The organism is Allobosea sp. 2RAB26, from assembly GCF_052115465.1.
GTDB lineage: Bacteria > Pseudomonadota > Alphaproteobacteria > Rhizobiales > Beijerinckiaceae > Allobosea.
In genome coordinates this window covers 284,734-310,435 of record NZ_JBFRGS010000003.1, presented here as the reverse complement: position 1 = coordinate 310,435, position 25,702 = coordinate 284,734, and the positions used below count along the sequence as shown (strand labels likewise).

22 protein-coding genes are annotated in these 25,702 nt (G+C 65.1%); 12 read left to right on the top strand and 10 right to left on the bottom strand.

From position 1 onward, the window contains the following. Positions 1–88: 88 nt before the first annotated feature. Both AB4118_RS07175 and AB4118_RS07170 read right to left on the bottom strand, forming a co-directional pair. On the bottom strand, positions 89–943 hold the full coding sequence (locus AB4118_RS07175; protein WP_441489091.1) for an ABC transporter ATP-binding protein: 855 nt from the start codon (positions 941–943) through the stop codon (positions 89–91). 16 nt (positions 944–959) lie between these two features. Continuing rightward, positions 960–2,105: an MlaE family lipid ABC transporter permease subunit gene (locus AB4118_RS07170; protein WP_441489090.1), complete on the bottom strand. Its 1,146-nt coding sequence runs from the start codon at positions 2,103–2,105 to the stop codon at positions 960–962. Between the two features lie 312 nt (positions 2,106–2,417). Between AB4118_RS07170 and AB4118_RS07165 the strand changes: the two genes are divergently transcribed. Then, positions 2,418–3,305, top strand: a complete 888-nt coding sequence (locus AB4118_RS07165) for a hypothetical protein (RefSeq protein WP_441489089.1) — start codon at positions 2,418–2,420, stop codon at positions 3,303–3,305. Here the strand turns inward: AB4118_RS07165 and AB4118_RS07160 are convergent, their stop codons facing one another. The 4 genes from AB4118_RS07160 to AB4118_RS07145 form a co-directional block, all read right to left on the bottom strand. After that, the gene (locus AB4118_RS07160; protein WP_441489088.1) at positions 3,306–4,691 is read right to left on the bottom strand and encodes an FAD-binding oxidoreductase; all 1,386 of its coding nucleotides are present in this window, start codon (positions 4,689–4,691) and stop codon (positions 3,306–3,308) included. Between the two features lie 2 nt (positions 4,692–4,693). After that, positions 4,694–5,584, bottom strand: coding sequence for an ABC transporter permease (locus tag AB4118_RS07155; protein WP_084651136.1), 891 nt, complete (start codon positions 5,582–5,584; stop codon positions 4,694–4,696). Next, the gene (locus AB4118_RS07150; RefSeq protein ID WP_441489087.1) at positions 5,581–6,393 is read right to left on the bottom strand and encodes an ABC transporter ATP-binding protein; all 813 of its coding nucleotides are present in this window, start codon (positions 6,391–6,393) and stop codon (positions 5,581–5,583) included. The genes AB4118_RS07155 and AB4118_RS07150 overlap by 4 nt, the downstream gene beginning before the upstream one ends. A gap of 100 nt (positions 6,394–6,493) precedes the next feature. Next, positions 6,494–7,522, bottom strand: a complete 1,029-nt coding sequence (locus AB4118_RS07145) for an ABC transporter substrate-binding protein (protein WP_441489086.1) — start codon at positions 7,520–7,522, stop codon at positions 6,494–6,496. Between the two features lie 264 nt (positions 7,523–7,786). On the opposite strand from AB4118_RS07145, the gene AB4118_RS07140 reads away from it, so the two are divergent. Further along, positions 7,787–9,178 carry an FAD-binding oxidoreductase gene (locus tag AB4118_RS07140; protein WP_441489085.1) on the top strand — a complete coding sequence of 464 codons (1,392 nt, stop codon included), beginning with the start codon at positions 7,787–7,789 and terminating at the stop codon, positions 9,176–9,178. Between the two features lie 25 nt (positions 9,179–9,203). Then, complete coding sequence (locus tag AB4118_RS07135) at positions 9,204–10,001, top strand: creatininase family protein (RefSeq protein WP_441489084.1); 798 nt, start codon at positions 9,204–9,206, stop codon at positions 9,999–10,001. A gap of 9 nt (positions 10,002–10,010) precedes the next feature. On the opposite strand, the gene soxR is transcribed toward AB4118_RS07135, so the two are convergent. After that, positions 10,011–10,472: a redox-sensitive transcriptional activator SoxR gene (soxR, locus tag AB4118_RS07130; RefSeq protein ID WP_441489083.1), complete on the bottom strand. Its 462-nt coding sequence runs from the start codon at positions 10,470–10,472 to the stop codon at positions 10,011–10,013. A gap of 75 nt (positions 10,473–10,547) precedes the next feature. Here soxR and AB4118_RS07125 point away from each other — a divergent pair, with 75 nt between their 5' ends. The 3 genes from AB4118_RS07125 (at position 10,548) to AB4118_RS07115 (ending at position 13,975) form a co-directional block, all read left to right on the top strand. Further along, a complete protein-coding gene (locus AB4118_RS07125; RefSeq protein WP_441489082.1) occupies positions 10,548–11,138 on the top strand; it encodes an NADPH-dependent FMN reductase in 591 nt (196 codons plus the stop codon). Positions 11,139–11,294: 156 nt separating this feature from the next. Continuing rightward, positions 11,295–13,016: a Na/Pi cotransporter family protein gene (locus tag AB4118_RS07120; protein ID WP_441489081.1), complete on the top strand. Its 1,722-nt coding sequence runs from the start codon at positions 11,295–11,297 to the stop codon at positions 13,014–13,016. 194 nt (positions 13,017–13,210) lie between these two features. Then, positions 13,211–13,975 (top strand): MBL fold metallo-hydrolase, encoded by a 765-nt coding sequence (locus AB4118_RS07115; RefSeq protein ID WP_441489080.1) that lies wholly within the window; start codon positions 13,211–13,213, stop codon positions 13,973–13,975. Positions 13,976–13,990: 15 nt separating this feature from the next. On the opposite strand, the gene AB4118_RS07110 is transcribed toward AB4118_RS07115, so the two are convergent. The 3 genes from AB4118_RS07110 to otnK all read right to left on the bottom strand — a co-directional run bounded on the left by AB4118_RS07110 (position 13,991) and on the right by otnK (position 18,312). Then, complete coding sequence (locus AB4118_RS07110) at positions 13,991–15,520, bottom strand: malonate--CoA ligase (protein WP_441489079.1); 1,530 nt, start codon at positions 15,518–15,520, stop codon at positions 13,991–13,993. A 20-nt stretch (positions 15,521–15,540) separates the two neighbouring features. After that, positions 15,541–16,875, bottom strand: coding sequence for a malonyl-CoA decarboxylase (locus AB4118_RS07105; RefSeq protein WP_441489078.1), 1,335 nt, complete (start codon positions 16,873–16,875; stop codon positions 15,541–15,543). 171 nt (positions 16,876–17,046) lie between these two features. Continuing rightward, positions 17,047–18,312 (bottom strand): 3-oxo-tetronate kinase, encoded by a 1,266-nt coding sequence (gene otnK, locus AB4118_RS07100; RefSeq protein WP_441489077.1) that lies wholly within the window; start codon positions 18,310–18,312, stop codon positions 17,047–17,049. Between the two features lie 390 nt (positions 18,313–18,702). Between otnK and AB4118_RS07095 the strand changes: the two genes are divergently transcribed. The 6 genes from AB4118_RS07095 to AB4118_RS07070 all read left to right on the top strand — a co-directional run bounded on the left by AB4118_RS07095 (position 18,703) and on the right by AB4118_RS07070 (position 25,610). Continuing rightward, complete coding sequence (locus tag AB4118_RS07095) at positions 18,703–20,208, top strand: ABC transporter substrate-binding protein (protein WP_441489076.1); 1,506 nt, start codon at positions 18,703–18,705, stop codon at positions 20,206–20,208. Positions 20,209–20,296: 88 nt separating this feature from the next. Continuing rightward, entirely contained in the window at positions 20,297–21,241 is a 945-nt protein-coding gene (locus tag AB4118_RS07090; protein ID WP_113515563.1) for an ABC transporter permease, read from the top strand. Further along, positions 21,241–22,131 (top strand): ABC transporter permease, encoded by an 891-nt coding sequence (locus AB4118_RS07085; RefSeq protein WP_441489075.1) that lies wholly within the window; start codon positions 21,241–21,243, stop codon positions 22,129–22,131. Before AB4118_RS07090 ends, AB4118_RS07085 begins: the two co-directional genes overlap by 1 nt. A gap of 20 nt (positions 22,132–22,151) precedes the next feature. After that, positions 22,152–23,951, top strand: a complete 1,800-nt coding sequence (locus AB4118_RS07080; RefSeq protein ID WP_441489074.1) for a gamma-glutamyltransferase family protein — start codon at positions 22,152–22,154, stop codon at positions 23,949–23,951. A 13-nt stretch (positions 23,952–23,964) separates the two neighbouring features. Beyond that, positions 23,965–24,693, top strand: coding sequence for a DUF1028 domain-containing protein (locus AB4118_RS07075; protein ID WP_441489073.1), 729 nt, complete (start codon positions 23,965–23,967; stop codon positions 24,691–24,693). 227 nt (positions 24,694–24,920) lie between these two features. Beyond that, positions 24,921–25,610 carry an OmpW/AlkL family protein gene (locus AB4118_RS07070; protein ID WP_441489072.1) on the top strand — a complete coding sequence of 230 codons (690 nt, stop codon included), beginning with the start codon at positions 24,921–24,923 and terminating at the stop codon, positions 25,608–25,610. Positions 25,611–25,702: the final 92 nt, after the last annotated feature.

The following is a 25,702-nucleotide window of genomic DNA, read 5'->3' as shown; positions in this document are numbered from 1 at the left end:
AGGGGCGAAGCAGCTTTCGGGCAACATTCTCCTCCAACGCGTCAATCGAGGCCGGGTTTCGCGGCCCTGGTCGCTTATCGAACGCGCCTCACGACCTTCTCTGGTCGGCAGGGAGGCGAGCCTGGGCCCGTTCGCCACCAAAATACGCCTTCAGCCAGGGGTGATCGGAGGCCAGCATCGTCGCGATCGGCCCGACCGCGATGACGCGTTTGTCCGCCAGCGCAGCGATCCGGTCGCAGGCCGAATACAGGCTGTCGAGATCATGCGTCACCATGAAGACGGTGAGGCCGAGCGTTTCCTTCAGCGTCATGATCAGTTGGTCGAATTCGGCAGCGCCGATCGGATCGAGGCCCGAGGTCGGCTCGTCCAGGAAGACGATCTCGGGATCGAGCGCCAGCGCCCGCGCGAGCGCGGCGCGCTTGATCATGCCGCCCGAAAGCTCGGAAGGCGCCTTGTCCGCCGCATCGGGCCTGAGACCGACCATCTCGAGCTTGAGCATCGCCATCTCGTCGAGCAGCGCGGGCGACAGCTTCAGGTATTCCCGCATCGGCACCTGGATGTTCTGCTTGACGCTGAGAGCCGAGAAGAGAGCGCCGTGCTGGAACATGACGCCAAAGCGCTGTTCAAGGGTGCGTCGCGCAGGCCCTTCGAGATCGTCGACATTCTCGCCGAAGACCTCGATCGTGCCGCGCTGCTTGCGCACGAGCCCGAGGATCGTGCGGGTGAGGACGGATTTTCCCGTGCCGGAACCACCGACGAAACCGAGGATCTCGCCGCGCATGACGTCGAGATCGAGGCCGTCCATGATCACCTTGTCCCCGAAGGCGACCTTGAGATTGCGCACCTTGATGACAGGCTCCGGCGCGTCCTGGTTGCTCCCGGACGGTTCGGCCGCGTCATGCGACGGCGGATATCCCGCCGACTGGCCCCAGTTTGCGCTCATGCCCGGCCCACCGCCCTCAAAACTGGATGGATGCAAAGAACATGGCGAAAAGCCCGTCCACCAGGATGACCATGAAGATCGCCTTCACCACCGAGGCCGTGACCTGACGGCCGAGCGACTCGGCCGAGCCCTGGACGGCGAGACCTTCGATCGAGGCGATCAGACCGATGACGAAGGCCATGAAAGGAGCCTTGATCAGCCCGACGGCGAAATGCTTCCAGGTGATCACCGATTGGAGGCGCGCCAGGAAGGTATCGATGCCGATGCCACCATAGAGCCAACTCACCAGCGCCGCCCCCGCCAAGCCGGCCATGGAAGAGATGAAGGTGAGGATCGGCAGCGAGATGATCAACGCCAGGATGCGCGGAACGACGAGGACCTCGATCGGGTCGAGCCCCATCACCCGCAGGGCATCGATTTCCTCGCGCATCTTCATCGAGCCGATCTCGGCGGTGAAGGCCGAGCCTGAACGGCCGGCAATCATGATCGAGGTGAGCAGTACCCCGAGCTCGCGCAGAATCAGGATGCCCGTCAAATTGACGACGAAGGCCGAAGCGCCGAACTGCTGCAGCTGGAATATGCCCTGCTGGGCGACGATGCAGCCGACCAGAAACGAGATCAGCATGATGATCGGCGCGCCATTGAAGGCGATCAGCTCGATCTGATTGACGAGCGGCGGTCCCCTGAACTTGCGCGGACCGAACATGACGCTGACGGAGCCGACCACCACCTCGCCGAGGAACATCGCTCCGCCGACCATGTCGCGCCCGAAGCGGACCATGGCCTCGCCGATATTCACCAGCACGCTGACAATGCCGAAATGATGGACCGTCGGCGGGACGGAGCAGTCGTGGATATTGACCTCGGCCAGCAGCACCGCGTGCTCCGGCCTCCGGCTGACGAGTTCGACCGAGCCCCCGGCGGCCTCGCGCTGGTTCTTCAGCCGGTTGAGAACATAGGCGCCGAGCGTATCGAGCCGGATGATCGCGGAGAGATCGAGGGTCGCGCGCGACACCGAGGCGATGCGTTCGCCCATTTCAGCGATCAATTCCTCGATGCGCGGCGCGCGCTCGGCGCTCCAGGAGCCGGTCAGCTCGATGGCGAGGCTACCTGCATCGTCGTGAAAGACGGCCTGGGGTTCGGCGGTGTCGAGGCTCGCCATGGTCTCCCTGATGTCCCTCGATCGGCCTCATCGGACCTCCGTCCGCGCATGGCACCCTAATGCCAGGTCAGGCCCTATCCCCGAAACCTGTATCGCCGTGCCGGGCACGCTTGGCAAGCGTCGTCGCGCTGCATCGCTGTCGCTGCGAACGCTCCCACCGCGTGATCGGCGCGCTCCGGTTTTTTTGTGCATCGAGGCGCCTTTCAATGCCGCATGGCAGCACTTCCTTAATCAATTCTGTCGCACGGTTTTCGCTGGATCATCACGACTGCCCGGCCCGAATCGGTCAGTCTCCCCGAGAGCAGGTTCGTCATGGGCGACGCGCGTTCGCTGACACCGCTGAGCGAGACCGACTACGAGGCTATCGCCGCGGCAGTGATGGAGACCGCGCGCGGGCGCTGGTTCATGGCCGAGCACGCCAAGCGAAACCGGCAGGCCGACACCGCTCAGGTGCTCGCTGCCATCGACAGGCTGCAGCATGCCATGGGCGTCTCTGCTGCTCCGGCGTCGAGCGGACCAGATGTGAGCGAGGCCATCGCGCTGATCATGGATCTGCGCAGCGATCTGGAACGGATCAGCGGCAAGGCCGGCGAGCCGTCGTCGCGTCTCGCTGCACGTATCGAGACCGCGGCCGGCAGCATCGTCGGCGCGACCGAGAGCATCCAGGAAGCTGCCTGGGGCCTGCGCGAGAGTGGCGCAGCGGAAGTGATGTGCGACCTGCTCGATCGGCGGGCGACGGAGATCTATGCGGCAAGCGCCGTTGTCGAGGGCACCGCGCAGCAGATCGGCAAGATCGCCGACACGATCGCCATGCTCGACAGCAGCCTGCGGGCCATCGCCGGCAGCATGCATGTCGCCCCCGACACAAGCCGGATCACGCCGCTCCCGATGCCTGCCAAGGCGCTTGATCTGCGCGAGGCCGTTCCACTCTCGACCTATGACGACATCGAGATCGTCGAGATCGACGACAAGCCGCGCTCCACCCTGCACGAGACCCCGCGCATCCGGACGAGAGCCTCCAATCATCGGCGACTCAGCACGATTCAGATGATGGAGGAAGACCTCGTCTTCGCGGAAGCCCCCGAGGCTGCGGTCACAGTGGCTGCGCCGAAGCCGAGAGCCGCGGCGACGACGTCGGAGGTCGAGCTGCGCAAGATCGAAGCGCTCCCGGTCGACGAGAAGCTCGCCTTCTTCGCCTGATCAGCCGGGTTTCGCGACAAAACTATCCATCTTGCCGGGGTTCAGCAGGCCGTAGGGATCGACCTCGTGCTTGAAGCCGAGCTGGTCGGCATCGGCCCGCTTGTGGCGGCTGCCACCTTCGAGCGAGACGACATGCGGGTTCGCGATCATCACGCCCGCCTCCTCATGCAGCGCGATGATCTCGTTCAGCCGCTCCGGGGTCGTGTAGCGCAGAATCGGCAGGGCGCTCGCGGTCACGCGTCCACCGAAGCGGATGAATTCGTGATGAGGCAGCACCTCGTCCGGGAAGCGTGTGATCATCTCGCGGGCGCTCGCGACCAGCCGGTCATGCGGGAACAGGCACTGCAGATAGGTGATCGAGCGATCGCTCTTCAGCCATTGCAGCGTCGTGTGGTTCCAGGTGTACTCATAGAGCGGCACCGTGCCCGGCCCCTCCTCCGAGGGCGCCTCATAGGTCACCGTTCCGCGCGCACCGATGATCGCCTTGAAGGGGCCAAGCGAGGCCTCCGCGATCATGCAGATCAGGATGCTCTTGCCTGGCGGGCAATGCTGCTTCAACGCGCCGAAATAGGACGGGATCGGCGATGAGATCGGCGTCACCAGCTTCTTGACCACGCCGTCTGCCAGCGCGACGTCATAGCCGGCCTGGAACGCCTCGATGTAATCGTCGAAGGCGACGATGACGTCGATCCACGGCCAGGCCGGGGCCAGCGGCATTTCGAGCGCGGTGATGATGCCGGTCGTGCCGTAGGCGCGGTTGACCTTCTGGGCTGCGTCGTCGCGCAGCTCGAGAATGCGCGGCTCCTCCTCCACCGTGACGACGCGGGCCGCGAGGATATTGCCCGGTTCGCGCAGGCCGCCATAGGTCACGGAGCCAACGCCGCCCGAGCCGCCCGCGACGAAGCCGCCGACAGTCGCCGACCGTTTGGTCGAGGGATGCATGCGCAATTCGTAGCCGGATGGCCGGGTCGCCATGTCGATATCGAGCAACCTGGCGCCGGCCTGGACGCGGATCGCGCCGGGCTTCTGCCACTCGATCGCGGTCAGTGCGGTGATATCGAGCAGGACGCCGCCTTCAAGCGGCACGGCCTGACCGTAATTGCCGGTTCCCGCGGCACGCACCGTCAGCGCGATGCGTCGCCTGGCACAGGCCGCCGCAACGCGCACCACATCGGCCTCGTCGCGCGGACAGACGATGATATCGGCCGACTTGTTCGCCAGTTCGGCATTGAGGATCGGCGAGTACCAGAAGAAGTCGCGCGAGCGCTTGCGCACGACCTGCGGCTCATCGATCAGCGGGATGTCGGCGATATCGGTCTTGAAGCCCGCGATATCGTAGCGCGAGGGCTGAACCGCCCTCGGTTTGCGGTCCGGGACGGCGTTCATGATCAATTCTCCCGCTTCAGCGCGCTTTCATGCCAGCGCCGCAACAGCAGATGCGAGATCCAGCTCGTCACCAGGAAGATCGCGATGCCCGAGAGCGAGATCATGATCAGGGCGGCGAAGACCCGCGGAATCTTGAGCTGATAACCGGCTTCGAGGATGCGATAGGCGAGGCCCGACTCGCTCCCACCCGTTCCGGCAACGAACTCCGCCACCACCGCGCCGATCAGGGCAAGACCGCCGGAGATCTTCAGGCCCGCCAGGAAGTAAGGCAGCGCGGCCGGCAGCTTGAGATAGCGCATCGTCTGCCAGCGCGTCGCGCCATAGAGCTGGAAGAAATTGATCAGGTTGTGGTCGGCCGAGTTCAGCCCGAGGATCGTGTTCGACAGGATCGGGAAGAAGGCGACGATCCAGGCGCAGATCAGCAGCGACAGGTTGATGTCGCCGGCCCAGATGATGATCAGCGGCGCGATCGCGACGATCGGCGTGACCTGGAGGACAACCGCATAAGGCAGAAGCGACATCTCCAGCCATTTCGACTGGGTGAAGAGCACGGCCAGCGTGACGCCGACGACCACGGCTGCGAAGAGCGCCATGAAGGTGATGCGCAGCGTGATCCAGAGCGAGCCCGAAAGCGTGCCCCAGTCGGCGATCAGCGTTTGCCCGATCAGCACCGGCCCGGGCAGGATATAGGGTGGGATCTCCTTCCAGCGGACGAGGAACTCCCACAGGCCAAGCGCCAGCACGCCAACCGCGATCGGCGCCAGGATGCGGGGCCAGGCGCTGGCGGGCAGGCCGAGGATGCGGGGCTCGGCCGCGAAGATCGGGCGCGCTTCCGCATCGGTCCCGTCATGGGGCACATGCGGCATGGTGGTATCCAGGGACGGCGCGCTCATGAGCCGATCGCCTCCTTGAGCTTGCCGGAAACGACACGACACAGATGCGCGTAATCGGCCGAGGTGCGGAACAGCTCGTCGCGCGGATAGGGAGCATCGACGTCGAGATCGGCCATGACGCGCCCGGGACGAGCCGCCATGACGACGATGCGCTTCGACAGGTAGACCGACTCGAACACCGAATGGGTGACGAAGACGGCGGTGAACTTCGTCTTCCACCAGAGCTCGAGCAGGTCGTCATTGAGGCGGTGACGGGTGATTTCGTCCAGCGCCGCGAAGGGCTCGTCCATCAGCAGGATCTTTGGCCGCATCACCAGCGCACGGGCGATCGAGACGCGCATTTTCATGCCGCCGGAAAGCTCGCGCGGATAGGATTTCTCGAAGCCCTTCAGCCCGACCAGCGCCAGCATCTCGGCCGAGCGCTCCTGCGCCTCGCGCTTCGGCACATGCTTGAGGATCAGCGGCATCATCACGTTGGACAGAGCATCCGCCCAGGGCATCAATGTCGGGTCCTGGAAGACGAAGCCGAGATCGCGCTCCGGCTTGCCGGAGGCGTCATGGCTCGTCGTCGGCCAGTCGATCGTGCCCGTCGATGGCGCACCCAGGCCTGCGATCATCCGCAGCAAGGTCGACTTGCCGCAGCCCGAGGGGCCGAGCAGGCTGATGAACTCGCCCGTGCCAAGGTCGAGATTGACGTCGCGCACGGCCAATGTGCCGTTGGCGAACTGCTTCGAGACATGCCGGACTGATACGAGCGGCCTGGCGCCGCTGCCTTCGACATGAGGTCTGCTCAGATAGGCTGTGTCCAAAGCCTGATGATCCATCTTGCTGCTGTCGAACGTCTTCCGGTCATCCCGGACGGATCGGCGCCGCCGCGCCGACCCGGGGTCCATGAAGGGCGGAAGCCGCCTACGCCTTGCCGACGCCCTTGTTGATGAACTCGAGGCTATAGGCCTTCTTGATGTCGATGCCAGCAGGGAAGACGCCGGCCTCCGTCATCATCTTGTAGAAATCGGCCCAGCGCGCATCTGTCATCGCGCCGATGCCAAGCGTCAGCGCGTCCCCCGAGAGCACGATGCCGTTCTCGTTCATGACCTGGCGGGCATAGGCGAGCTTCTCGCCGTCCATGTCGGGATTGTCCTTGAGGATCAGCGCGTTGGCGGCCTCGATCGCCGGGCCGCCCTTCATGTACTCGGCCCAGCCTTCGAGAGTCGCGGTGACGAAGCGCTGCACCACGTCCTTCTTCTCGGCGACCATCTTCTTCGAGATGTTGATGGTCGTGTTGTAGTTGCCGAAGCCGGAATCGGCGAGCAGGTGCACGACCGGGTTCACGCCGGCCTTGCGGATCGCGAAGGGCTCGGAGGACAGGAAGCCCTGCTGCGAGATCGTCTTGTCGGCCAGGAACGGCGCCATGTTGAAGGTGTAGGGCCGGATCTGCTCGTCGGTGAAACCGAACTTCGCCTTCAGGAAAGGCCAGAAGCTGGTGCGTCCGCCGGCGCCGACCAGGATCGGCTTGCCCTTGAGCGCAGCCAGCGTGTCGTTGCCCTGGCCCGGATGCGAGATCAGGACCTGCGGGTCCTTCTGGAAGATCGAGGCGATGCAGAGGAAGGGCAGGTTCTCCTGGGCATAGCGGATCGCCTCGAACGAGTTCGACATGATCATGTCGACCCGGCCACCGAGCAGGAGCTGCGACGGGTTCTGCTGCGGGCCGCCCATGCGGATATCGGCGTCGATGCCGTATTTCTTGTAGATGCCGTTGGCGAGGGCGAGATAGAAGCCGCCATGTTCGCCCTGGGCGCGCCAGTTGGTCTGGTAGCTGACCTTGTCCAGCGTCTGGGCATTGACCCTGGCTCCGGGAACCGGGATCAGAGCGGAAGCGGCCGAGCCGCCGATCAGGCCGAGCGCAGCGCGACGGCTCAGGCGATACTTCATCGTCATGGAACGGACCTCCAGGAACAGGCTAGCCAGCGGCGTCCGCGCCGCGCTGTGGCCACCAGCGAGCAACATATATGCCACGCTGCCAGGCGCGCTGGAAATCCGGCATCGCATTATTACGCACAGAGATCGGGCATTTGCCCAATTCCTCGCCAGATCTGCAACACCTGAAGTGATCAACAGCCGCGACGGCGCCATGCGGCCACGCGGCTTCCTCCGCCGGCACTTCCGGCTATGGTGGCGCCGTCCACGGAATCCGAGATCAGCATGACCAGCCCTGCCCTCTCCGCACTTCGCGCCGAACTCGCAGATCTGACGATCTATGACGACGCGCCGTCGCTCAGGATGCACAGCCGCGACTTCTTCTGGTTCTCCCCCGTGCTGAAGCCGGATCTCGAGGGCAAGCAGGCTGAACTCGTGATCCTGCCGAAGACCAAGGACGAGGTTCGCCGCGTCGCCTCGGCCTGCGCGCGCCATCGCGTGCCATTGACGGTTCGCGGCGGCGGCACCGGCAATTACGGCCAGGCCGTGCCGCTCGAAGGTGGGGTCGTGCTCAACCTGTCCCGGTTCAGCCGCGTGGTCTCGACCACGCTCGGCGCGGGCCGGTTCGAGGCTGGCGCGAACATGCTCGATATCGACAAGGCGCTTGCCCCGCTCGGGCAGGAGTTGCGCATGCATCCCTCGACCCGGGCACAGGCAACGCTCGGCGGCTTCATCGCAGGCGGAGCTGCCGGCGCTGGTTCCTGCACGTGGGGACAGATCGACAATCCAGGCGCGGTCATCGCTGCCGAAGTCATGACGGTCGAGCCGGAGCCGCGGCTGATCGAGCTGCGCGGCAAGGACATCCTCAAGGTCATGCACGCCTATGGCGTCAACGGCATCATCACCGAGGTCGAGGTGCCACTGGCACCCGCCCATGCATGGGCAGAACGGATCGCGACCTTCGAGACCCTTGGCCAGGCGGCCGCCTTCGGCCAGGCCTTCACCGAATGCGACGGTATCGCCAAGAAGCTGATCAGCATCCACGATCCCCGCATTGCCCCGTATTTGCGCCGACTCGCCCCCTGGCTGGGCGAGAACAAGGCCTTCGCCATCCTGATGGTCTCGGAGCCGCAGGGCGACGAGCTCGACCGGCTGATTGCCGAGATGGGCGGAACGGTCACCTTCTCGCGCGCAGCGGCTGAAGCCCGCGCCGCGGCATTCGGGGAGCATCGCGAGAAGGGCGCGCCCGGCCCGCTCTACGAATACACCTGGAACCACACCACGCTGCATGCGCTGAAGGTCGACCCCGACATCACCTATCTGCAACTGCGCTTCCCGCCGGTCCGCAACCTCGAACTGCTGGCCTGGGCCGAGACGCATTTCCACGAGGATGTGCTCTTCCACATCGAGTTCCAGCGCCGGCAGGGCAAGGTCTACCATTCCAGCCTGCCGCTGGTGCGCTTCACCACGGCCGAACGCCTGCACGAGATCATGGCGCAGGCCGAAGAAGCGGGCATCCAGGCCTCGAACCCGCATAGCTGGGTCCTGAACAACGCCGGCTGGAAGAAGGTCGATGCGCCGCAACCGGAGTTCAAGCGGATCGCCGATCCGCAAGGACTGATGAACCCCGGCAAGCTGTTGAACTGGCAAGCCGATGCTGCGCAGGCGGCGGAATGACGAGCAGACAAGGACGGATTGAGCGATGAGCGCGCGTTTCTGGGGCGACCTGAAGACCACCGATTTCGAGGGGCTGTCGCCCGACAACACCGTGGCGGTGCTGCCGCTGGCGGCGATCGAGCAGCACGGGCCGCATCTGCCGGTCTCGGTCGACACCACCATCATGAATTCCATGCTGGCCGAGGCGATGCCGCTGGTTCCCGCCAATCTCGATGTGCTGGTGCTGCCGACGCTGCCGATCTGCAAGTCGAACGAGCATCTGCATTCGCCGGGCACGCTAACCCTGTCCTGGGAGAGCGCGACGCAGAGCTGGCTCGAGATCGGCGAAAGCGTTCGGCGCGCCGGCCTGCGCAAACTCGTCATCGTCACCTCGCATGGCGGCAATATCGACCCGATGAAGGTGGTCGCGCGCGAACTGCGCGTGCGCCACGGCATGCTGGCTGTCACCACCGCCTGGCGCGCCTTCGGTCTGCCGCAAGGCGTCTATGCCGATCTCGATGCCAATCACGGCATCCATGCCGGCGACATCGAGACCTCGCTGATGCTGCATTTCCGGCCGGATCTCGTCGACATGGGCAAGGCCGGCCATTTCGAGCCGAGCACGATCAAGATGCAGGGCGAGTACGCCTGGCTCAGGCCGACTGGCCTGCATGCGCATGCCTGGATGGCGCAGGACGTCAATCCCAGCGGCGCGGCAGGCGATGCCAGCCTGGCGACGGCCGAAAAGGGCAAGGCGACAGCGGCCCTTCAGGCGAAGGGTTTTGCCGAGCTGCTGGCAGACGTCGCCAGGTTCCCGCTCTCGCAACTGCACAAGGCGTCGTAATCGGCAGCCTCAATCGGGGTCGAGCAGGCGCGGTCCCGCGCCCTGCTCGCCCAACCGATCCCAGGGATTGTGCAGCGGGCAGCTCTTCACCGAGAGGCAGCCGCAGCCGATGCAGTCGGTCAGGTGGTCGCGCAGCCGCGTCAACCGGTCGATCCGGCGCTCCAGCTCAACCTTCCAGACCGATGACAGGCGTGACCAATCCTCCGCCGTCGGCGTGCGCTCCGATGGCAAGGCCTTGAAGGCGTCGCCGATCGTCTTCAGCGGGATTCCCGTGCGCTGCGCCACCTTGATGATCGCCACGCGCCGGAGAACCTCCCGCGGATAGCGGCGCTGGTTTCCGCTGCTCCGCGCGCTCCGGATCAAGCCTTTCGCCTCATAGAAATGGATGGTGGAGACAGCGAGCCCGCTGCGCCTCGCCACCTCGCCGACGCTCATCTCATCGAAGAAATGGGCGTGATCCGCTTTGCTCATCGACGCTTGACCTTAACCTTGCTTGAGGTTTTATAACCCTGCGCTTCCGATGTGCAAGCAGCCTGGAGCGCGACCATGCACCGCCCGTTAGACCGCAGGATCCACCTCGCCCTGATCTATGGCAGCACCCGTGAGGGGCGGCTCTGCGACCGGGTGGCCAACTGGGCGCTGTCGCAGATCGAAGGCGAAGGCCCCTTCGTCGTCGATGTCCTCGATCCGCTGACGCTCGACCTGCCGAAGCGCCACCCACGCGGCGAAACTCCGACAGTGCGCCTGCTCAGGGAGCGGATCGGGCGCGCCGATGGCTTCATCGTGGTCACGCCGGAATATAACCGCGGCTATCCGGCGCCGCTGAAGTTCCTGATCGATCTCGTCGGGGCGGAGTGGCGCGGCAAGCCGGTCGCCTTCGTGTCCTATGGCGGCGTCTCGGGCGGCTTGCGCGCCATCGACCAGTTGCGCCAGGTTTTCAACGAGTTGCACGCGGCCACTATCCGCGACGTTGTCTGCTTTGCGCATGCCTGGAGCCAGTTCGACGAGACCGGCCAGCTCCTGGATGCGACCAAGGCCGAGCAGGCGATGGCAACCATGCTGGCGCAACTGCACTGGTGGGCGACAGCGCTGCGCGATGCCCGGGAAAACGTCCCCTATGGTACATTCGCGGCTTGAATCGATCAGCAATCACCGACGACAATAGGTCGGAGAGGGGTCATCAAATGGCCCCTTTCAACCTACATATTTTATAAGACGGCTAATGAAATTCAGCTAGATTGGCTGCGCTTCGCGAGGCCCTTGGCACCCCCGATTCGGAGACCACCGTACGAGATGAACGCAGTCGACAGCACCACCTCGGTCCTGATCCACCTCGCAGGGGCGGTGGCTCTGCTGATCTGGGCCGTACGCCTGGTCAGGACGGGCGCCACGCGGGCTTTCGGCTCCTCGCTCCGACAGGCGCTCGCGCGTTTCACGCGCAACCGCTTCACGGCGCTGGCGAGCGGAGCGGCGGTGACTCTGGTGCTGCAAAGCTCGACGGCGACGACGCTGCTGCTCTCCTCGTTCGCGGGCCAATCGCTGATCACGCTGCCGATGGCGCTTGCCGTGCTGCTCGGAGCCAATATCGGCACGGCGCTCGCAGCCTTTCTCGTGTCGCTCGATCTTGGCTGGATCTGGGGGCTTTGCCTCGCCGTCGGTGTGGCGCTCTATCTCGCCAACGAGGCGATGGACCGGGCCCGCAATATCGGCCGTGTCCTGGTCGGCATCGGGCTCATCCTGCTCTCGCTCGTCGAGCTGAAATCCGCTGCCGCTCCGCTCGCACAGTCCCCGACCTTCAAGCTGATTCTGCAGGCACTGGCCGGCGAGCCGGTCATCGCCGTGCTTGTGGCCGTCGCCGCGACCTGGCTGACCCATTCCAGCCTTGCCATCGTGCTGCTGATCGCTTCGTTCTGGTCGGGCGGGCTGCTCTCCCCGACCATGGCCGTGACACTGATCGTCGGAGCGAATCTCGGCAATGCCCTGGTCCCGGTCATCGACCAGCTCGGCGCCCCGATCGCGCAGCGCCGTGTCGCGGTCGCCAATCTGCTGACGCGCCTCGTCATCGCCGTCATCGTGATCCCGTTCGCCGGCCCGCTCGCCGGCTGGTTCTCGTCCCTGTCTCTCCATCCCGGACGGCTCGCAGTCGAGCTGCATCTGGCGCTGAACATCGCCGGCGGGCTGCTGTTCCTGCCCTTCATCACACCAATTTCCAACCTCGTCCTGCGGCTCATGCCGAGCGCGCCGACAAACGAACGCGTGATCCGCCCGCTCTATCTCGACCCCGGTGTGCTCGACAGCCCATCGGAAGCGCTTGCCTGCGCGATGCGCGAGACGCTCCATCTCGGCGACCGCGTCGGCGAGATGCTGAAGGACACGCTGACCCTGCTCGATGGCGACCAGATCAAGCTCTCCCGCGAGATCTCGCAGGCCGATGACGGTGTCGACACGATCCACGAGGCGATCAAGCTCTATCTGGTACGGCTGTCCCGGTCCGAGCTGAGCACAGAGGAAAGCCGCCGGCTGCTCGAGATCGTCACGTTGAACACCAATCTCGAGCATATCGGCGACGTCATCGACAAGAACCTCCGGGAACTGGCCGAGAAGAAGATCCGCAAGGGCTATCGCTTCTCGGCGGAGGGGCTTGCCGAGATCAGCGCACTGCATGCGCGGGTGTCCCACAGCCTGCGGCTGGCCTTGAACGTCCTCGCGACACGCGACATCGCATTGGCGCGTCAACTCTTCGATGAGAAGGCCGTGATGCGTTCCGCCGAGCGCCGCGCGACCGAAAGCCATTATGAGCGGCTGCGCAGCGGCGTGCCGGAATCGATCGAGACGAGCTCGATCCATCTCGACGTGCTGCGCGATCTCAAGCGCATCCACGGGCACATCACGTCGATCGCCTATCCCATCCTCGAGACGGCCGGCGAATTGCGGGAGAGCCGCCTCAGGCACCGCGAAGCATCCGCTGCCGAGGCTGATTTCGATCTTGGCATGGTACCGCAACCCAAGGGCTGAGCCCGCTCGCCAGCCCTCGCGGATGTATAGTCCAAAGGCGTAGGTCTTTGGGAGGCTCCGAGGGTTTCTCCTTGATCTCAATCCGGAGCGAGCATTGATCAACGCTGAGCACTATCGACTTCACAAAATAGAACTGGCCGCTGGCGAGCGGGAGAACGCATGATGAGCTGCATTGCCACTATCCGGAGACACTCATGCGGCTCCAACTCCTCCGCAATGCCACGCTCAAGCTTGTCTATGCGGGCAGGACATTCCTGATCGACCCTGATTTCGGCCCCATGCACGGCCGTCCATCTTTCACCGGCAAATCCGCAAACCCGATGGTCGAGCTGCCCGAGCCGATCGAGAGCATTCTCGATGGTGTCGACCAGGTGATCGTCTCGCACCTGCATTCCGACCATTTCGACAGCGTCGCGAAGGAGCGCATTCCCAAATATCTGCCGCTGACCTGCCGCCCCGGCGACGAGGACAGGATCGTGGAGGCGGGTTTCCAGTCAGTCAGCCCCGTGGAGTGCTTCCAGCGGATCGGACCGATTATCCTGAAGCGCGTTCCGGCGCAGCATGGCAGCGGCGCGGTCGTCGAGAAGATGGGGCCCGTCATGGGCTTCAGCCTGGAGGCCCCAGGCGAGCCGACGCTCTATTGGTGCGGGGACAGCATTCTCTATCCGCCGCTGCTCGAAGCAGTTTCAGCGACCGCGCCGGATGTGATCGTCACCCATTCCTGCGGTGCCCTCTGGGACAACACCCTGATCGTGATGGACGACGCCCAGACGCTGGCACTCTGCGAAGCAGCCCCCGAGGCCATCGTCATCGCGACCCATATGGAGGCGCTCGACCATGCGAGCATCAACCGGGCGGCCCTGCGCAAGGCCGCCGAACAGCGCGGTATCGGGCCAGAGCGCCTGCTGATCCCCGGCGACGGCGAAACCATCGAAATCAGGGAGCCCGCGCGGGTTTGACCGCGCGGTGCTGGGTTACTCCCCCGCTTTGGCGGTCTTGGCGTAGATGTCGCGATAGCTGTCGCGCAGCAGGTTCTTCTGGACCTTGCCCATGGTGTTGCGCGGCAGTTCGGGCACGATGAAGACCTGCTTCGGCAGCTTGAACTTGGCGAGGCGCTGGTCGAGCGCCTTCGAGATCGACGCGGCGGTGATCTCGGCCCCGGGCTTGACCACGACCACGGCCGTGACGCCCTCGCCGAAATCGGGATGGGGACAACCGATGACCGCGCTCTCGATCACGCCCGGCATCTCGTCGATCTCGGTCTCGACTTCCTTCGGATAGACATTGTAGCCGCCGGTAATGATCAGGTCCTTGCCGCGCCCGACGATATGGACATAGCCGGCGGAGTCGATCTTGCCGAGGTCCCCGGTGATGAAGAAGCCATCGTTGCGGAACTCGGCCTTGGTCTTCTCCGGATTGCGCCAGTACCCCTTGAAGACGTTCGGGCCCTTGACCTCGATCATGCCGATCTCGTCGGCACCGAGCGTCCTGCCGGTTTCCGGGTCGGTGACGCGCGCGCTCACGCCTGGCAGCGGGAAACCGACCGTGCCGGCAACACGCTCGCCCTCATAAGGGTTGGAGGTGTTCATATTGGTCTCGGTCATGCCGTAGCGCTCGAGGATGGCGTGGCCGGTGCGCTCGCGCCATTCGCGATGCGTCTCGGCGAGCAGCGGCGCCGAACCGGAGACGAAGAGGCGCATATGCCGGGTCGCCTCCTTGGTCAGGCGCGGATCCTGCAGCAGCCGGACATAGAAGGTCGGCACGCCCATCATACTGGTCGCCTGCGGCAGGTATTTCATGATCTGCTCGGGATCGAATTTCGGCAGCAGGATCATCGAGGCGCCGGCGAAGAGCACGACATTGGTCGCGACGAAGAGGCCATGCGTATGGAAGATCGGCAGCGCATGCAGCAGCCGGTCATTCCTGCTGAAGCGCCAGTAGTCGACGAGCGCGAGCGCATTCGAGGCCAGGTTGTCATGGCTCAGCATCGCGCCCTGGGAGCGCCCGGTCGTCCCCGAGGTATAGAGGATGGCGGCTAGGTCGTCCGGTCCACGTGCGACATCGGCGAATTCTGCGGAAGCGCCGCCGGCCTTGTCGAAGAGCGTACCTGTCGCGACACCGAGCGTTTCCAGCTTGGCACCGGCCTTCTCGGCGTAGGGCCGCAGGGCCTCGGCCTTGCCCGGATCGCACACGAAGACCGCGGGCTCGGCATCTCCGAGGAAATACTCGATCTCGGCCGGCGTGTAGGCGGTGTTCAGCGGCAGGAAGACGGCGCCGGCGCGGATCGTGCCGAGATAGAGCATCAGCGCCTCGATGCTCTTTTCCACCTGCACGGCGACGCGATCGCCCGGCTTCACGCCGAGCGCCACCAGGGCATTGGCGAAGCGGGCGGACACCGCGACCATCTCGGCATAGCTGTAGCGACGGCCGTCACCGAGAAGCGCGAAGGGCGCGTCGGGTGCGGGAATGCGCGCGGTGACGAGGTCGAACAGATGATTGGCCATGACAGGTCTCAGGTTTTGGTTCAGGCGGAGACGGGACGGAGCAGCTTGCGGACGGCGGACGATGCGACGACGGTGTTGCGGCTGGCGAAGGCCTCGTGATTGGCTTCGATATCGCCGAGATCATAGCGGTAATTGACCATCACGCCGTGCGACTCGCGCAAGCCCCGGGCCGAGAGATTGCCGCCTATATTGATGCGTTCCAGCCTTGCGCCGTTGCCGAGATGGAAGCGCGCGACAGGGTCGATGACCCGCCCCGACGACGCGCGGGCGCGCAGCAGATACTGCGCCGCCATCTGGCCCAGCAGCTTGTCGCGCCGCGCCCTCTCCTGTTCGTCGAGAGCCATGGTCTCGCCGACCGGGCGCGCAAGCTCGGAGAGTTCCTCATTGGTGAGCAGCGGGTCGCCAGGCTCGGCGACGATGCCCGCGAGCCAGCGCGCAAAGCCGGGAACGGGCGAAAGAGTGACGAAGGTATCCAACCCGGGCAGTTCGCGCTTCAGGTCCTCGGCGACCTGCTTGATCAGAAAATTGCCGAAGGAAATGCCACGCAGCCCCTCCTGGCAGTTCGAGATCGAATAGAACACCGCGGTGGACGCATTCTGGGCCGCGAGGACCTCGCGCTCTTCACTCAGGACTTCGGCGATGCTGCGCGGGATCGCGCCCGTCAGCGCAACCTCGACGAAGATCAGCGGCTCGTCGACAAGCTGCGGATGGAAGAAAGCGAAACAGCGCCTGTCTGCCGGCTCGAGCCTGCGGCGCAGATCATCCCAGCCCTGAATCTCGTGCACCGCTTCGTAGCGGATGACCTTTTCCAGCACATTGGCCGGTGTGTGCCAGTCGATGCGGCGCAAGACCAGGAAGCCGCGATTGAACCAGGAGCCGAAGAGATGCCGGAAATCATCATCGACCGGCTTCAGGGCCGGGTCGGCCTCGATCGCCTCGAACAACGCCTCCCGCATGCGGACCAGCACATGGGTGCCGCCGGGCGCGAGGTTGAGGCGGCGGAAAAGTTCCTGCCGGCGCGGCTCGGAGGCAATGTGCAGCGCTGCGATAGCAGCCGCGTCCGGCTCATTCTGGTAGCGCGCGATGGCGGCGTTCAACTTCTCCTGATCCGGACCGAAGCGATCCTGCAGCAGGCGGAAGAAACCGAGGCGCCCGGGCGGATCGAGCCGTTCCCATTGCTCGAGAACGGCCTGCGCCAACGCCATGCCGGAGGCCTCACCACGCCCTGACAGCAGGTCCTCGCAGAGCCGGTCAAGCGAGCGGTTGCGGTTCCCGGCAAAACGCTCAAGGCCAATCAGTGCGCGGCCCCGGTCCGCCACACTCGTCAGGAGTTCGCCGAGAAACGCCATGTCCATCCCCGTCTCCGCTGCCGTCGTGGTGCGATCCTATACGAGTTTTTCTGCGCCGGAATGAACGGCCTGTCCTGCTCGAGCATCGGCCCGAAAAGTGGATTGCGGTTTTCGGAGAAGCCGATGCGAACATAGAAGCTAGGTCATCGGACCGGATGCGATATCCGGTCCGATGACCTAGCGGAGCAGGCTCCATGCCTTCAGGAAGAAATCGGGCGCGCCGAAATTCCCGGATTTCAGGGCAACCGCCATCGCAGGACTGCCGACGACGCGGGTCCACGGCACACCGGGGTCGATCTCGGGGCCAATCTCGAGCGTCTGGATGCCGAGGCCCTGGACAACGGCGCCCGAGGTCTCGCCACCGGCGACGAGCAGGCGCGTGACACCGCCCTTGGCGAGCAGGCGCGCCGTTTCAGCGAAAGCCTGCTCGACGATCTCACCGGCCTTGTCGCGGCCAAGCTGCCCCTGGATCGCGGCGACTTCGGCCGGGTCATCGCTGGAATAGACGAGGAAGGGTCGATCGGCCGGTTGCGCCAGCGCCCAATCGGCCAGAATTCGTGCCGTCTGCTCGCCGGTGGCCAGAGCGAGCGGATCGACCTTCAGCGCGGGATATCCGGCTTCAAGCGCCGCCTTGATCTGCCCGCGTGTGGCAGTGGAGCAGCTGCCCGAGATAATGCCGGCCCGCCCCTCGGGCGCCTCGAGATGGGCCGCGATATCGCGATCCGGCAACAGCCCTGCCTTGCGGAAGTTCTGCGGCAGCCCCATCGCGATGCCGGAACCGCCGGTCAGCAGGACCGCCCCATCGACAGCAGCGCCCAGCACCATCAGGTCGTCATTGGTCAGCGCGTCGGTCACGACATAGCGCACGCCCTGCCCCGCCAGTTCCACAAGCCGGTTCTTGACCGCGCCGGCCCCAGCCAGGACCGTGGCGTATCCGATATGGCCGACAGGGGTCTCGGTCTGTGCCGCCATCAGGCGCATCAGGTTTGAATCCCGCATCGGCGTCAACGGGTGGTCCTTCATCGAGCTCTCATGCAGAGGCACGGAGCCGACGAAGAGATAGCCCTGATAGATCGAGCGGCCATTCGCCGGAAAGGCCGGGCAAATGATGACGCTTTCCGCGCCGAGCCGGCGCATCAGCGCGTCCGCCACGGGGCCGATATTGCCGTGCGGGGTCGAGTCGAAGGTCGAGCAATATTTGAACAGGATCTGGCGCGCGCCGGCGGCGAGCAGCGCCTCGCAGGCGGCGAGCGACTGCGCCACTGCTTCCGAAACCGGATTGGTACGCGACTTCAGCGCGACGACGACCGCATCGGCCTCCGGCAGGGTTGCATTGGCCGATGGCGCGCCGATCACCTGAACCGTCCGCATCCCGGCCCGGTTCAGCATCAGGGCGACGTCGGTCGCACCCGTCATGTCGTCGGCAATCACACCCAGAAGCATCCGTCCCATTCCCTGTTTCCAGCGCATACAAACTGCGCCTGATACCCGTATCCGTCTGGCGCAGTGCATATCAGAGATCATGCCCTGCGTGCGCGTAGCCCGGACATGCCGGCCTCAGCCAGAAGCGGAGAGCTTGGCCGCCAACTTGCATACAAGCCGAACGGCGACCCGGGAACAATACTCCGCAAGAATGATGCAGCGCATGATCGACGCCCGCCGAAACTTGCGCCAACTTGGTGCTGAACGGGACCAACCCGGGAGGCTCTTCGCTTTCGGATTCTGCATATCGACCTAGCGGCGCAAGCAGCCTGCGTTCGGCAGGCCATGCGCCAGATCTCTATCCGGCCGCGCGAACGCGCCTCACACAGAAAATCCAACAGGGGAAAACCGATGAAGCTCATTGCCGCGCTGGTTTCAGCGACCTTCCTGACGATCGCGAGCCTGCCAGCCATGGCGCAGGCGCCGAACACGCTGCGTGTCGGCCTGCAGGAAGACCCCGACGTGCTCGACCCCCACAAGGCGCGCACCTTCGTCGGTCGCATCGTCTTCATGGGGCTGTGCGACCGGCTGCTCGATATCACGCCTGACCTCAAGCTCGTCCCGCGGCTGGCGACCGAATGGTCATTCTCCCCTGACGGGCTGACGCTGACCATGAAGCTGCGCAGCGATGCGAAGTTCCATGACGGCGAGCCCTTCAATGCCGAAGCGGCAAAGGCCAATCTGGAGCGGGCGCGCACGCTGCCGGACTCCCTGCGGAAATCGGAACTCGCCTCGGTCGACAGTGTCGAGGCCGTCGATGCCACCACGCTCGTGCTGAAGCTCAAGCGCCCCGACGCGACCCTGCTTGCCCAATTGACCGATCGCGCCGGCATGATGCTGGCTCCCAAGAGCCTCAGCGGCGATGTCGGCGCCAAGCCGATCTGCTCCGGCCCCTACAAGTTCGTCGAGCGCGTCCAGAACGACCGCATCGTGCTGGAGAAGTTCAAGGAACACTGGGAGGCCGCGAACTACCAGTTCGACCGGGTGCTCTATCGTTCGATCCCCGACACCACCGTGCGTCTCGCCAATCTGAGAGCCGGCGAACTCGACATGCTGGAGCGCCTTGCGCCGACCGACGTGCCGGGCGCCCGGGGCGACAAGTCGCTCAAGATCGCCAGCACATCGAATCTCGGCTATCAGGGCATCACCATCAACACGTCCAATGGCGAGGCGGCGAACCAGCCGATGGGCAAGGACAAGCGCGTCCGCCAGGCCCTGTCGCTCGCGATCGACCGCAAGGTCCTGAGCCAGGTCGTGTTCGAAGGGCTGTACGAGCCGATGATCCAGCCGTTCAACCCCGGAAACCCCTATCTCAGCGCCGACTTCCCGGTGCCGGCGCGCGACGTCGCCAAGGCGAAGGCGCTGCTCAAGGCAGCCGGTGCCGAAAAGGTCTCGGCCGAGCTCTTCGTCACCAACAATCCCGTCGACGCGCAGCTTGGCCAGGTCATCCAGGCAATGGCTCAGGAAGCCGGCATCGACATCCAGATCCGCTCGAGCGAATTCGCGAGCCAGCTGCGCGACCAGCAGCAGGGCAAGTTCCAGATGAGCCGCATCGGCTGGTCCGGCCGCATCGACCCCGATGGCAATATCCACCAGTTCGTGACGTCGAAGGGTAACCAGAACGACGGACGCTACAGCAATCCGGAGGTCGACAAGCTGCTCGACCAGGCCCGCACCGTCTATGACGTCGCCGAGCGCAAGAAGCTCTATGACGCAGCGCAGGCAATCCTGCAGGACGAGCTGCCGATCGTCTATCTCTACAACCAGACGGTGTTCTTCGCGCTGCGCTCCAACATCGATGGCTTCGTGATCAATCCCGACGGCATGATCCGGCTCGCCGGGTTGAAGAAGAAGTGATGACCGCCTCTTCTCGAACCCCACACCCTCGTCAGCTCCGGGCGACCCTTGCGTCGCCCGGAATGGCGGCCGGGCTTAGGGGGCAGCCATGCTGACCCTGATCGGCCGCCGCGTCTTGATCGCGATCCCGACACTCTTTCTGGTGTCGCTGTTCGTCTTCGCCCTGCAGCGAGCCTTGCCCGGCGATCCGTTCCTCGTCATCGCCGGCGAGGAGCGCGATCCGGAGGTGATCGCCCGGCTGCGCGAAATCTACCGGATGGACGATCCCATCGTCGTCCAGTTCTTCGCCTGGCTCGGCCAGGTCGTGCAGGGCGATTTCGGCCGCTCGCTGCGAACCGGCGAGCCGGTGCTCGGGCTGATCCTGCAAAAGCTGCCTGTCACCATCCAGCTCGCCACGGCCTCGATCCTCGTCGCCGTCGCGATCGGCGTCCCGGCGGGCATCATCGCCGCCCGCAACAAGGGGACGGCCCTCGACTATTCCGCCAGCGCGCTCGCGTTGTCGGGTCTCTCGATTCCGAATTTCTGGCTCGGCATCATGCTGATCCTGCTCGTCTCGGTGGAGCTCAAGCTCCTGCCGGCATCGGGATATGAGCCGATCTTCAGCAACCCGATCGGCGCGATCGAGCGGCTGATCATGCCCGCCTTCGTGCTGGGCGGCGGGCTTGCGGCTTTCCTGATGCGCCATACGCGCGCTGCGATGCTGGAGGTCCTGCAGTCCGACTATGTCCGCACCGCGCGCGCCAAGGGGCTCGACGAGCAGACGGTCGTCAACCGCCATGCGCTGCGCAATGCCCTGATTCCGATCATCACCCTCTCGACGCTGCTCTTCGGCGAGCTGCTGGCCGGAGCTGTGCTGACCGAACAGGTCTTCACGATTCCCGGTTTCGGCAAGCTGATCATCGACGCCGTGTTCAATCGCGATTACGGCGTGGTGCAAGGCGTCGTCCTGTGCACTGCAATCGGCTTCATCCTGATGAACCTGCTTGCCGACCTGCTCTACATCCTCGTCAACCCACGCCTGAGGGACGGCTGATGGCGAACATCGCATTGGACCGCCCGTCCCCGACCAGCTCGTTGGAACCATTGCCGGCGCGAAGCCCGCGCGCCTGGACGAAACTGCTGCACAACCGCTCCGCCCAGATCGGCGGGGCGCTCGTGCTGATCTTCGTGCTGATGGCGATCCTGGCGCCGCTGCTGCCGCTGGCAGACCCGCTGAAGTCGAACTTCCTCGCCATCCGCAAGCCGCCTTCGGCGCTGTACTGGTTCGGCACCGACGAACTCGGCCGCGACCAGTTCTCCCGCCTGTTCTACGGCGCGCAAACCTCGCTGCTGGCCGGCATCTTCTCGGTCTCGATCGCGCTGGCGGTCGGAGTACCGTTCGGGCTGCTGGCGGGGTGGTATGGCGGCTGGATCGACATCGCGATCTCGCGCGTCACAGAAGCGATGCTGGCCTGCCCCTTCCTGATCGTCGCGATTGCGTTTGCAGCGATCCTCGGCCCCTCCTTGACCAACGCCATGATCGCGATCGGCCTCTCGGCCGTTCCGATCTTCATCCGGCTGGTCCGGGGCCAGGTGCTCAGCATCAAGGCCGAGGATTTCATCGAGGGAACGCGCGCGATCGGTGCCCGCGACATGCGGATCCTGTTCCTTCACGTCCTGCCGAACACGCTTTCGCCGATCGTGGTGCAATCCACCCTGTTCATGGCGCAGGCGATCATCCTGGAAGCGGCCCTCTCCTTCCTCGGCCTCGGCCAGCAACCCCCCGCTCCGTCCTGGGGTCAGATGCTCAACGTCGCCAAGAATTTCATGGAGCAGGCGCCGTGGATGTCGGTCGCGCCCGGGATCACCATCTTCTTCGCCGTTCTCGGCTTCAACCTGCTCGGCGACGGCCTGCGGGACGCGCTCGACCCCAAAGAACACTAAGCAAGCCTAGGGATAGCATCATGTTCACGACCCGCCCCGAAATCCTCGGCACCTTTGGTGTCGTCACCTCGACGCATTGGCTCGCGACGGCCTCCGGCATGGCCATGCTGGAAAAGGGCGGCAACGCCTTCGATGCCTGTGCCGCCGCAGCCTTCGTGCTCCAGGTCGTCGAGCCGCATCTGGTCGGCCCGGCCGGCGACATGCCGGCCGTGTTCTATTCGGCCGAGACGAAGAAGGTCGAAGTCATCTGCGCGCAGGGCCCGGCTCCGCAGGCAGCCACCATTGCGGCCTTCAAGGAACTCGGCCTCGACCTGATCCCCGGCTCGGGACTGCTCTCGACGGTCGTGCCCGGCGCTTTCGGCGGCTGGATGACGCTGCTGCGCGACCATGGCCGCCTGTCGCTGCGTGAGGTTCTCGAGCCGGCCATCGGCTATTTCGAGAACGGCCATCCGATGCTCCCGCGTGTCTCCGACACGATCGGCTCCCTGACCGATCTCTTCACCAATGAGTGGCCGACCTCGGGGGCGGTCTATCTGCCGGGCGGCAACGTGCCGAAGGGCAAGGAACTCTTCAGCAACAAGGCCGCGGCGGAAACGTACAAGCGCATTCTGTCGGAAGCGGAAGCCGCCGGCGGTTCGCGCGAGAAGCAGATCGAGGCTGCTTACGACACCTGGTACAAGGGCTTCGTCGCGGAAGCGATGGACGCATTCTGCCGCACGACCGAGGCGATCGATTCCTCCGGCCGCCGCCACAAGGGCCTGCTCACCGCCGACGACATGGCGCGCTGGAAGCCGACCTACGAAACGCCCGCGAGCGTGAACTATCACGGCTGGGAGGTCTTCAAGATCGGTCCCTGGGGCCAGGGCCCCGTCTTCCTGCAGACGCTGAAGATCCTGGAAGGCATCGATATCGCCGCGATGGGACCGGCCAGCCCGGAATTCATCCATCACGTCACCGAGGCGATGAAACTCGCCTTCGCCGATCGCGAGGCCTATTACGGCGATCCGGATTTCGTGAAGGTGCCGATGGCGACGCTGCTTTCGGAGGATTACGCCCGCGGCAGGCGCAATCTCATCACCGACAAGGCCTCGCATGAGCTGCGCCCCGGCATGATCCCCGGCTTCGAGGAGCAGGTCGGCAAGATGCTGGCGAATATCCGCATCGCCGGGCAGAGCGGCGCCGGCGGCGCAACCGTCGGCGAACCGACGCTCGCCTCGATGGTTGCATCGTCGAAGCGCGGCGATACCGTTCATATCGACGTGATCGACAAATGGGGCAACATGATCGCCGCCACGCCGTCTGGCGGCTGGCTGCAATCCTCTCCCGTCATCCCCGAGCTTGGCTTCCCCCTGAACTCGCGCGCGCAGGCATTCTGGCTGGAAGAGGGCCTGCCGGCCTCGCTCGCGCCGCTGAAGCGCCCGCGCACCACGCTGACGCCGACACTGGCCTTCGAGAATGGCGAACCGCGCCTGGCTTTCGGCACGCCGGGCGGCGACCAGCAGGAGCAATGGCAGCTCGGCATGTTCCTGCGCCGGGTGCACCACGGTCTCAACCTGCAGGAGGCGATCGACCTGCCGCTGTTCCACACGCAGCACTTCCCCTCGACCTTCTATCCGCGCGAAGCGCGGCCGGGGCATCTCACGGTCGAGGAGAGCATCGGCGCTGCGGCGATCGCCGATCTGGTCCGGCGCGGCCATGATCTCGAGAAGGCCCCGGCCTGGACCGTCGGACGCCTGACCGCGGCGGAGAAGAGCAGCAATGGCCTCTTGCGTGCCGCGGCGACGCCACGTCTGATGCAGGCCTACGCCGCCGGCCGCTGAGAAGGATTGCTCCATGACCTGGTCTATCGTCGCCCGCGATGCGGCGACAGGCGCCTATGGCGTCGCGGTTTCCACCTGCGCCTTCGCCGTCGGCTCGCGCGTGCCGCAGGGCGCGGCGCGCACGGGGGCGCTTGCCACACAAGCCTTCCTCAACCCGCTCTATGGCATCGATGGCCTGCGGCTTCTGCTCGAAGGCCGCCCGGCCGCCGAGATCGTCGCCAACCTCACAGCGGCCGATGAGGGGCGCAATCATCGCCAGCTCCATGTCATCGACCGGGACGGCAAGATTGCCGCTCATACCGGTTCGGCCTGCATCGACTGGTGCGGCTCGGTCGAAGGCCCGCAGGTCTCGGTGGCTGGCAACATGCTCGCCGGACCGCAGGTGATCGAGGAAACGCTGAAGGCCTATATCGCGGCCTCGGCGCTCGATTTCGACGAGCGCTTGCTGGTTGCGCTCGAGGCCGGAGAGCGGGCCGGCGGCGACAAGCGGGGTCGCCAGTCCTGCGCGGTTCGGATCTGGTCGACCGATGCCTTTCCGAGCTTCGACATCCGCGTCGACGATCACGCAGACCCACTCGCCGAATTGCGGCGGCTCTGGCGCATCGCGCACCAGCGCTCCGTGCCCTACCAGGCCGCCTCGCCGTCTCGTGCCCGACCGGCGGGGATCACGGACCGCACCGAGCTCGATCGGCTGTGCAGCGAGTATGCTGCTGCCTGGAATGCGAGGCACCCCGAGAGCTGAGCCCTTCGGCCGTCCGGGGCGTGGCATCGCGCCTGGCCCCGGCTTCGGATGGGCGCCAAGCACAATCTCTGCGTCAATGCTGCAACAGGGCGCCGTGATCGTCGGCAGTCCTGTCGCCGTCTTGACGCAGATCAATCACTTTCCCCGAGCACTGGCGAAGAACGGTCCCACCGGCCGGGCAAGTTGCGATGGATTGAGTCGCCCACCGGCAGCAGCTGGGGACCATCATGACGACACGCCTTCTCCCGACCGCTCTGAGCGCCGTCCTGCTCGCAGGCACCGCGCTGACAAGCGCTGAGGCAGCCGATCTGCCCTCCTACAAGGTACAGCCGGTCGCGCCGATTCTGGCGCAGTGGAGCCCCTGGATGATCCGCGGGCGCGCACTCGTCGTGGTACCGCAGGAGGATGCCTCGCTCCGGATCGGCGGCGTCACAGTTCCCGGCGCGGACGTCAGCATCTCGACCTCGGTCGTGCCCGAACTCGACATCAGCTATTTCTTCACGAAGAACATCGCCGCCGAGCTGATCCTTGGCGTCACCCCGCATCGCGTCAAAGGCGCTGGTGCTCTCGCCGGAGCGCGGATCGGCTCTGCCTGGCTGCTGCCGCCGACGCTGATGCTGCAATATCACTTCACTGATCTCGGGCGCATCAAGCCCTATGTCGGCGCCGGCGTGAACTACACGGTCTTCTTCAACGAGAAGGCCAAGGGCGGCTTCACCGATTTCGATCTGAAGGACAGCTTCGGCCTCGCCCTGCAGGCCGGCTTCGACTACATGATCGACGACCACTGGGGCATCAACTTCGACGTGAAGAAGATCTTCCTCGAGCCGAAGGTCAAGGTGAACAACGGCCTGGTCAGCGGCAAGGTCAAGATCGATCCCTGGCTGATCGGGACAGGCGTCACCTACAAATTCTGAGCTGAAAGATGTTCAGGCTCCCCCGCCGGGTGCGGCGAGGGAGCCTTGAGAATCGGTCCGGAACGTGGATTACGGCTTGGGAAGGCCGATGC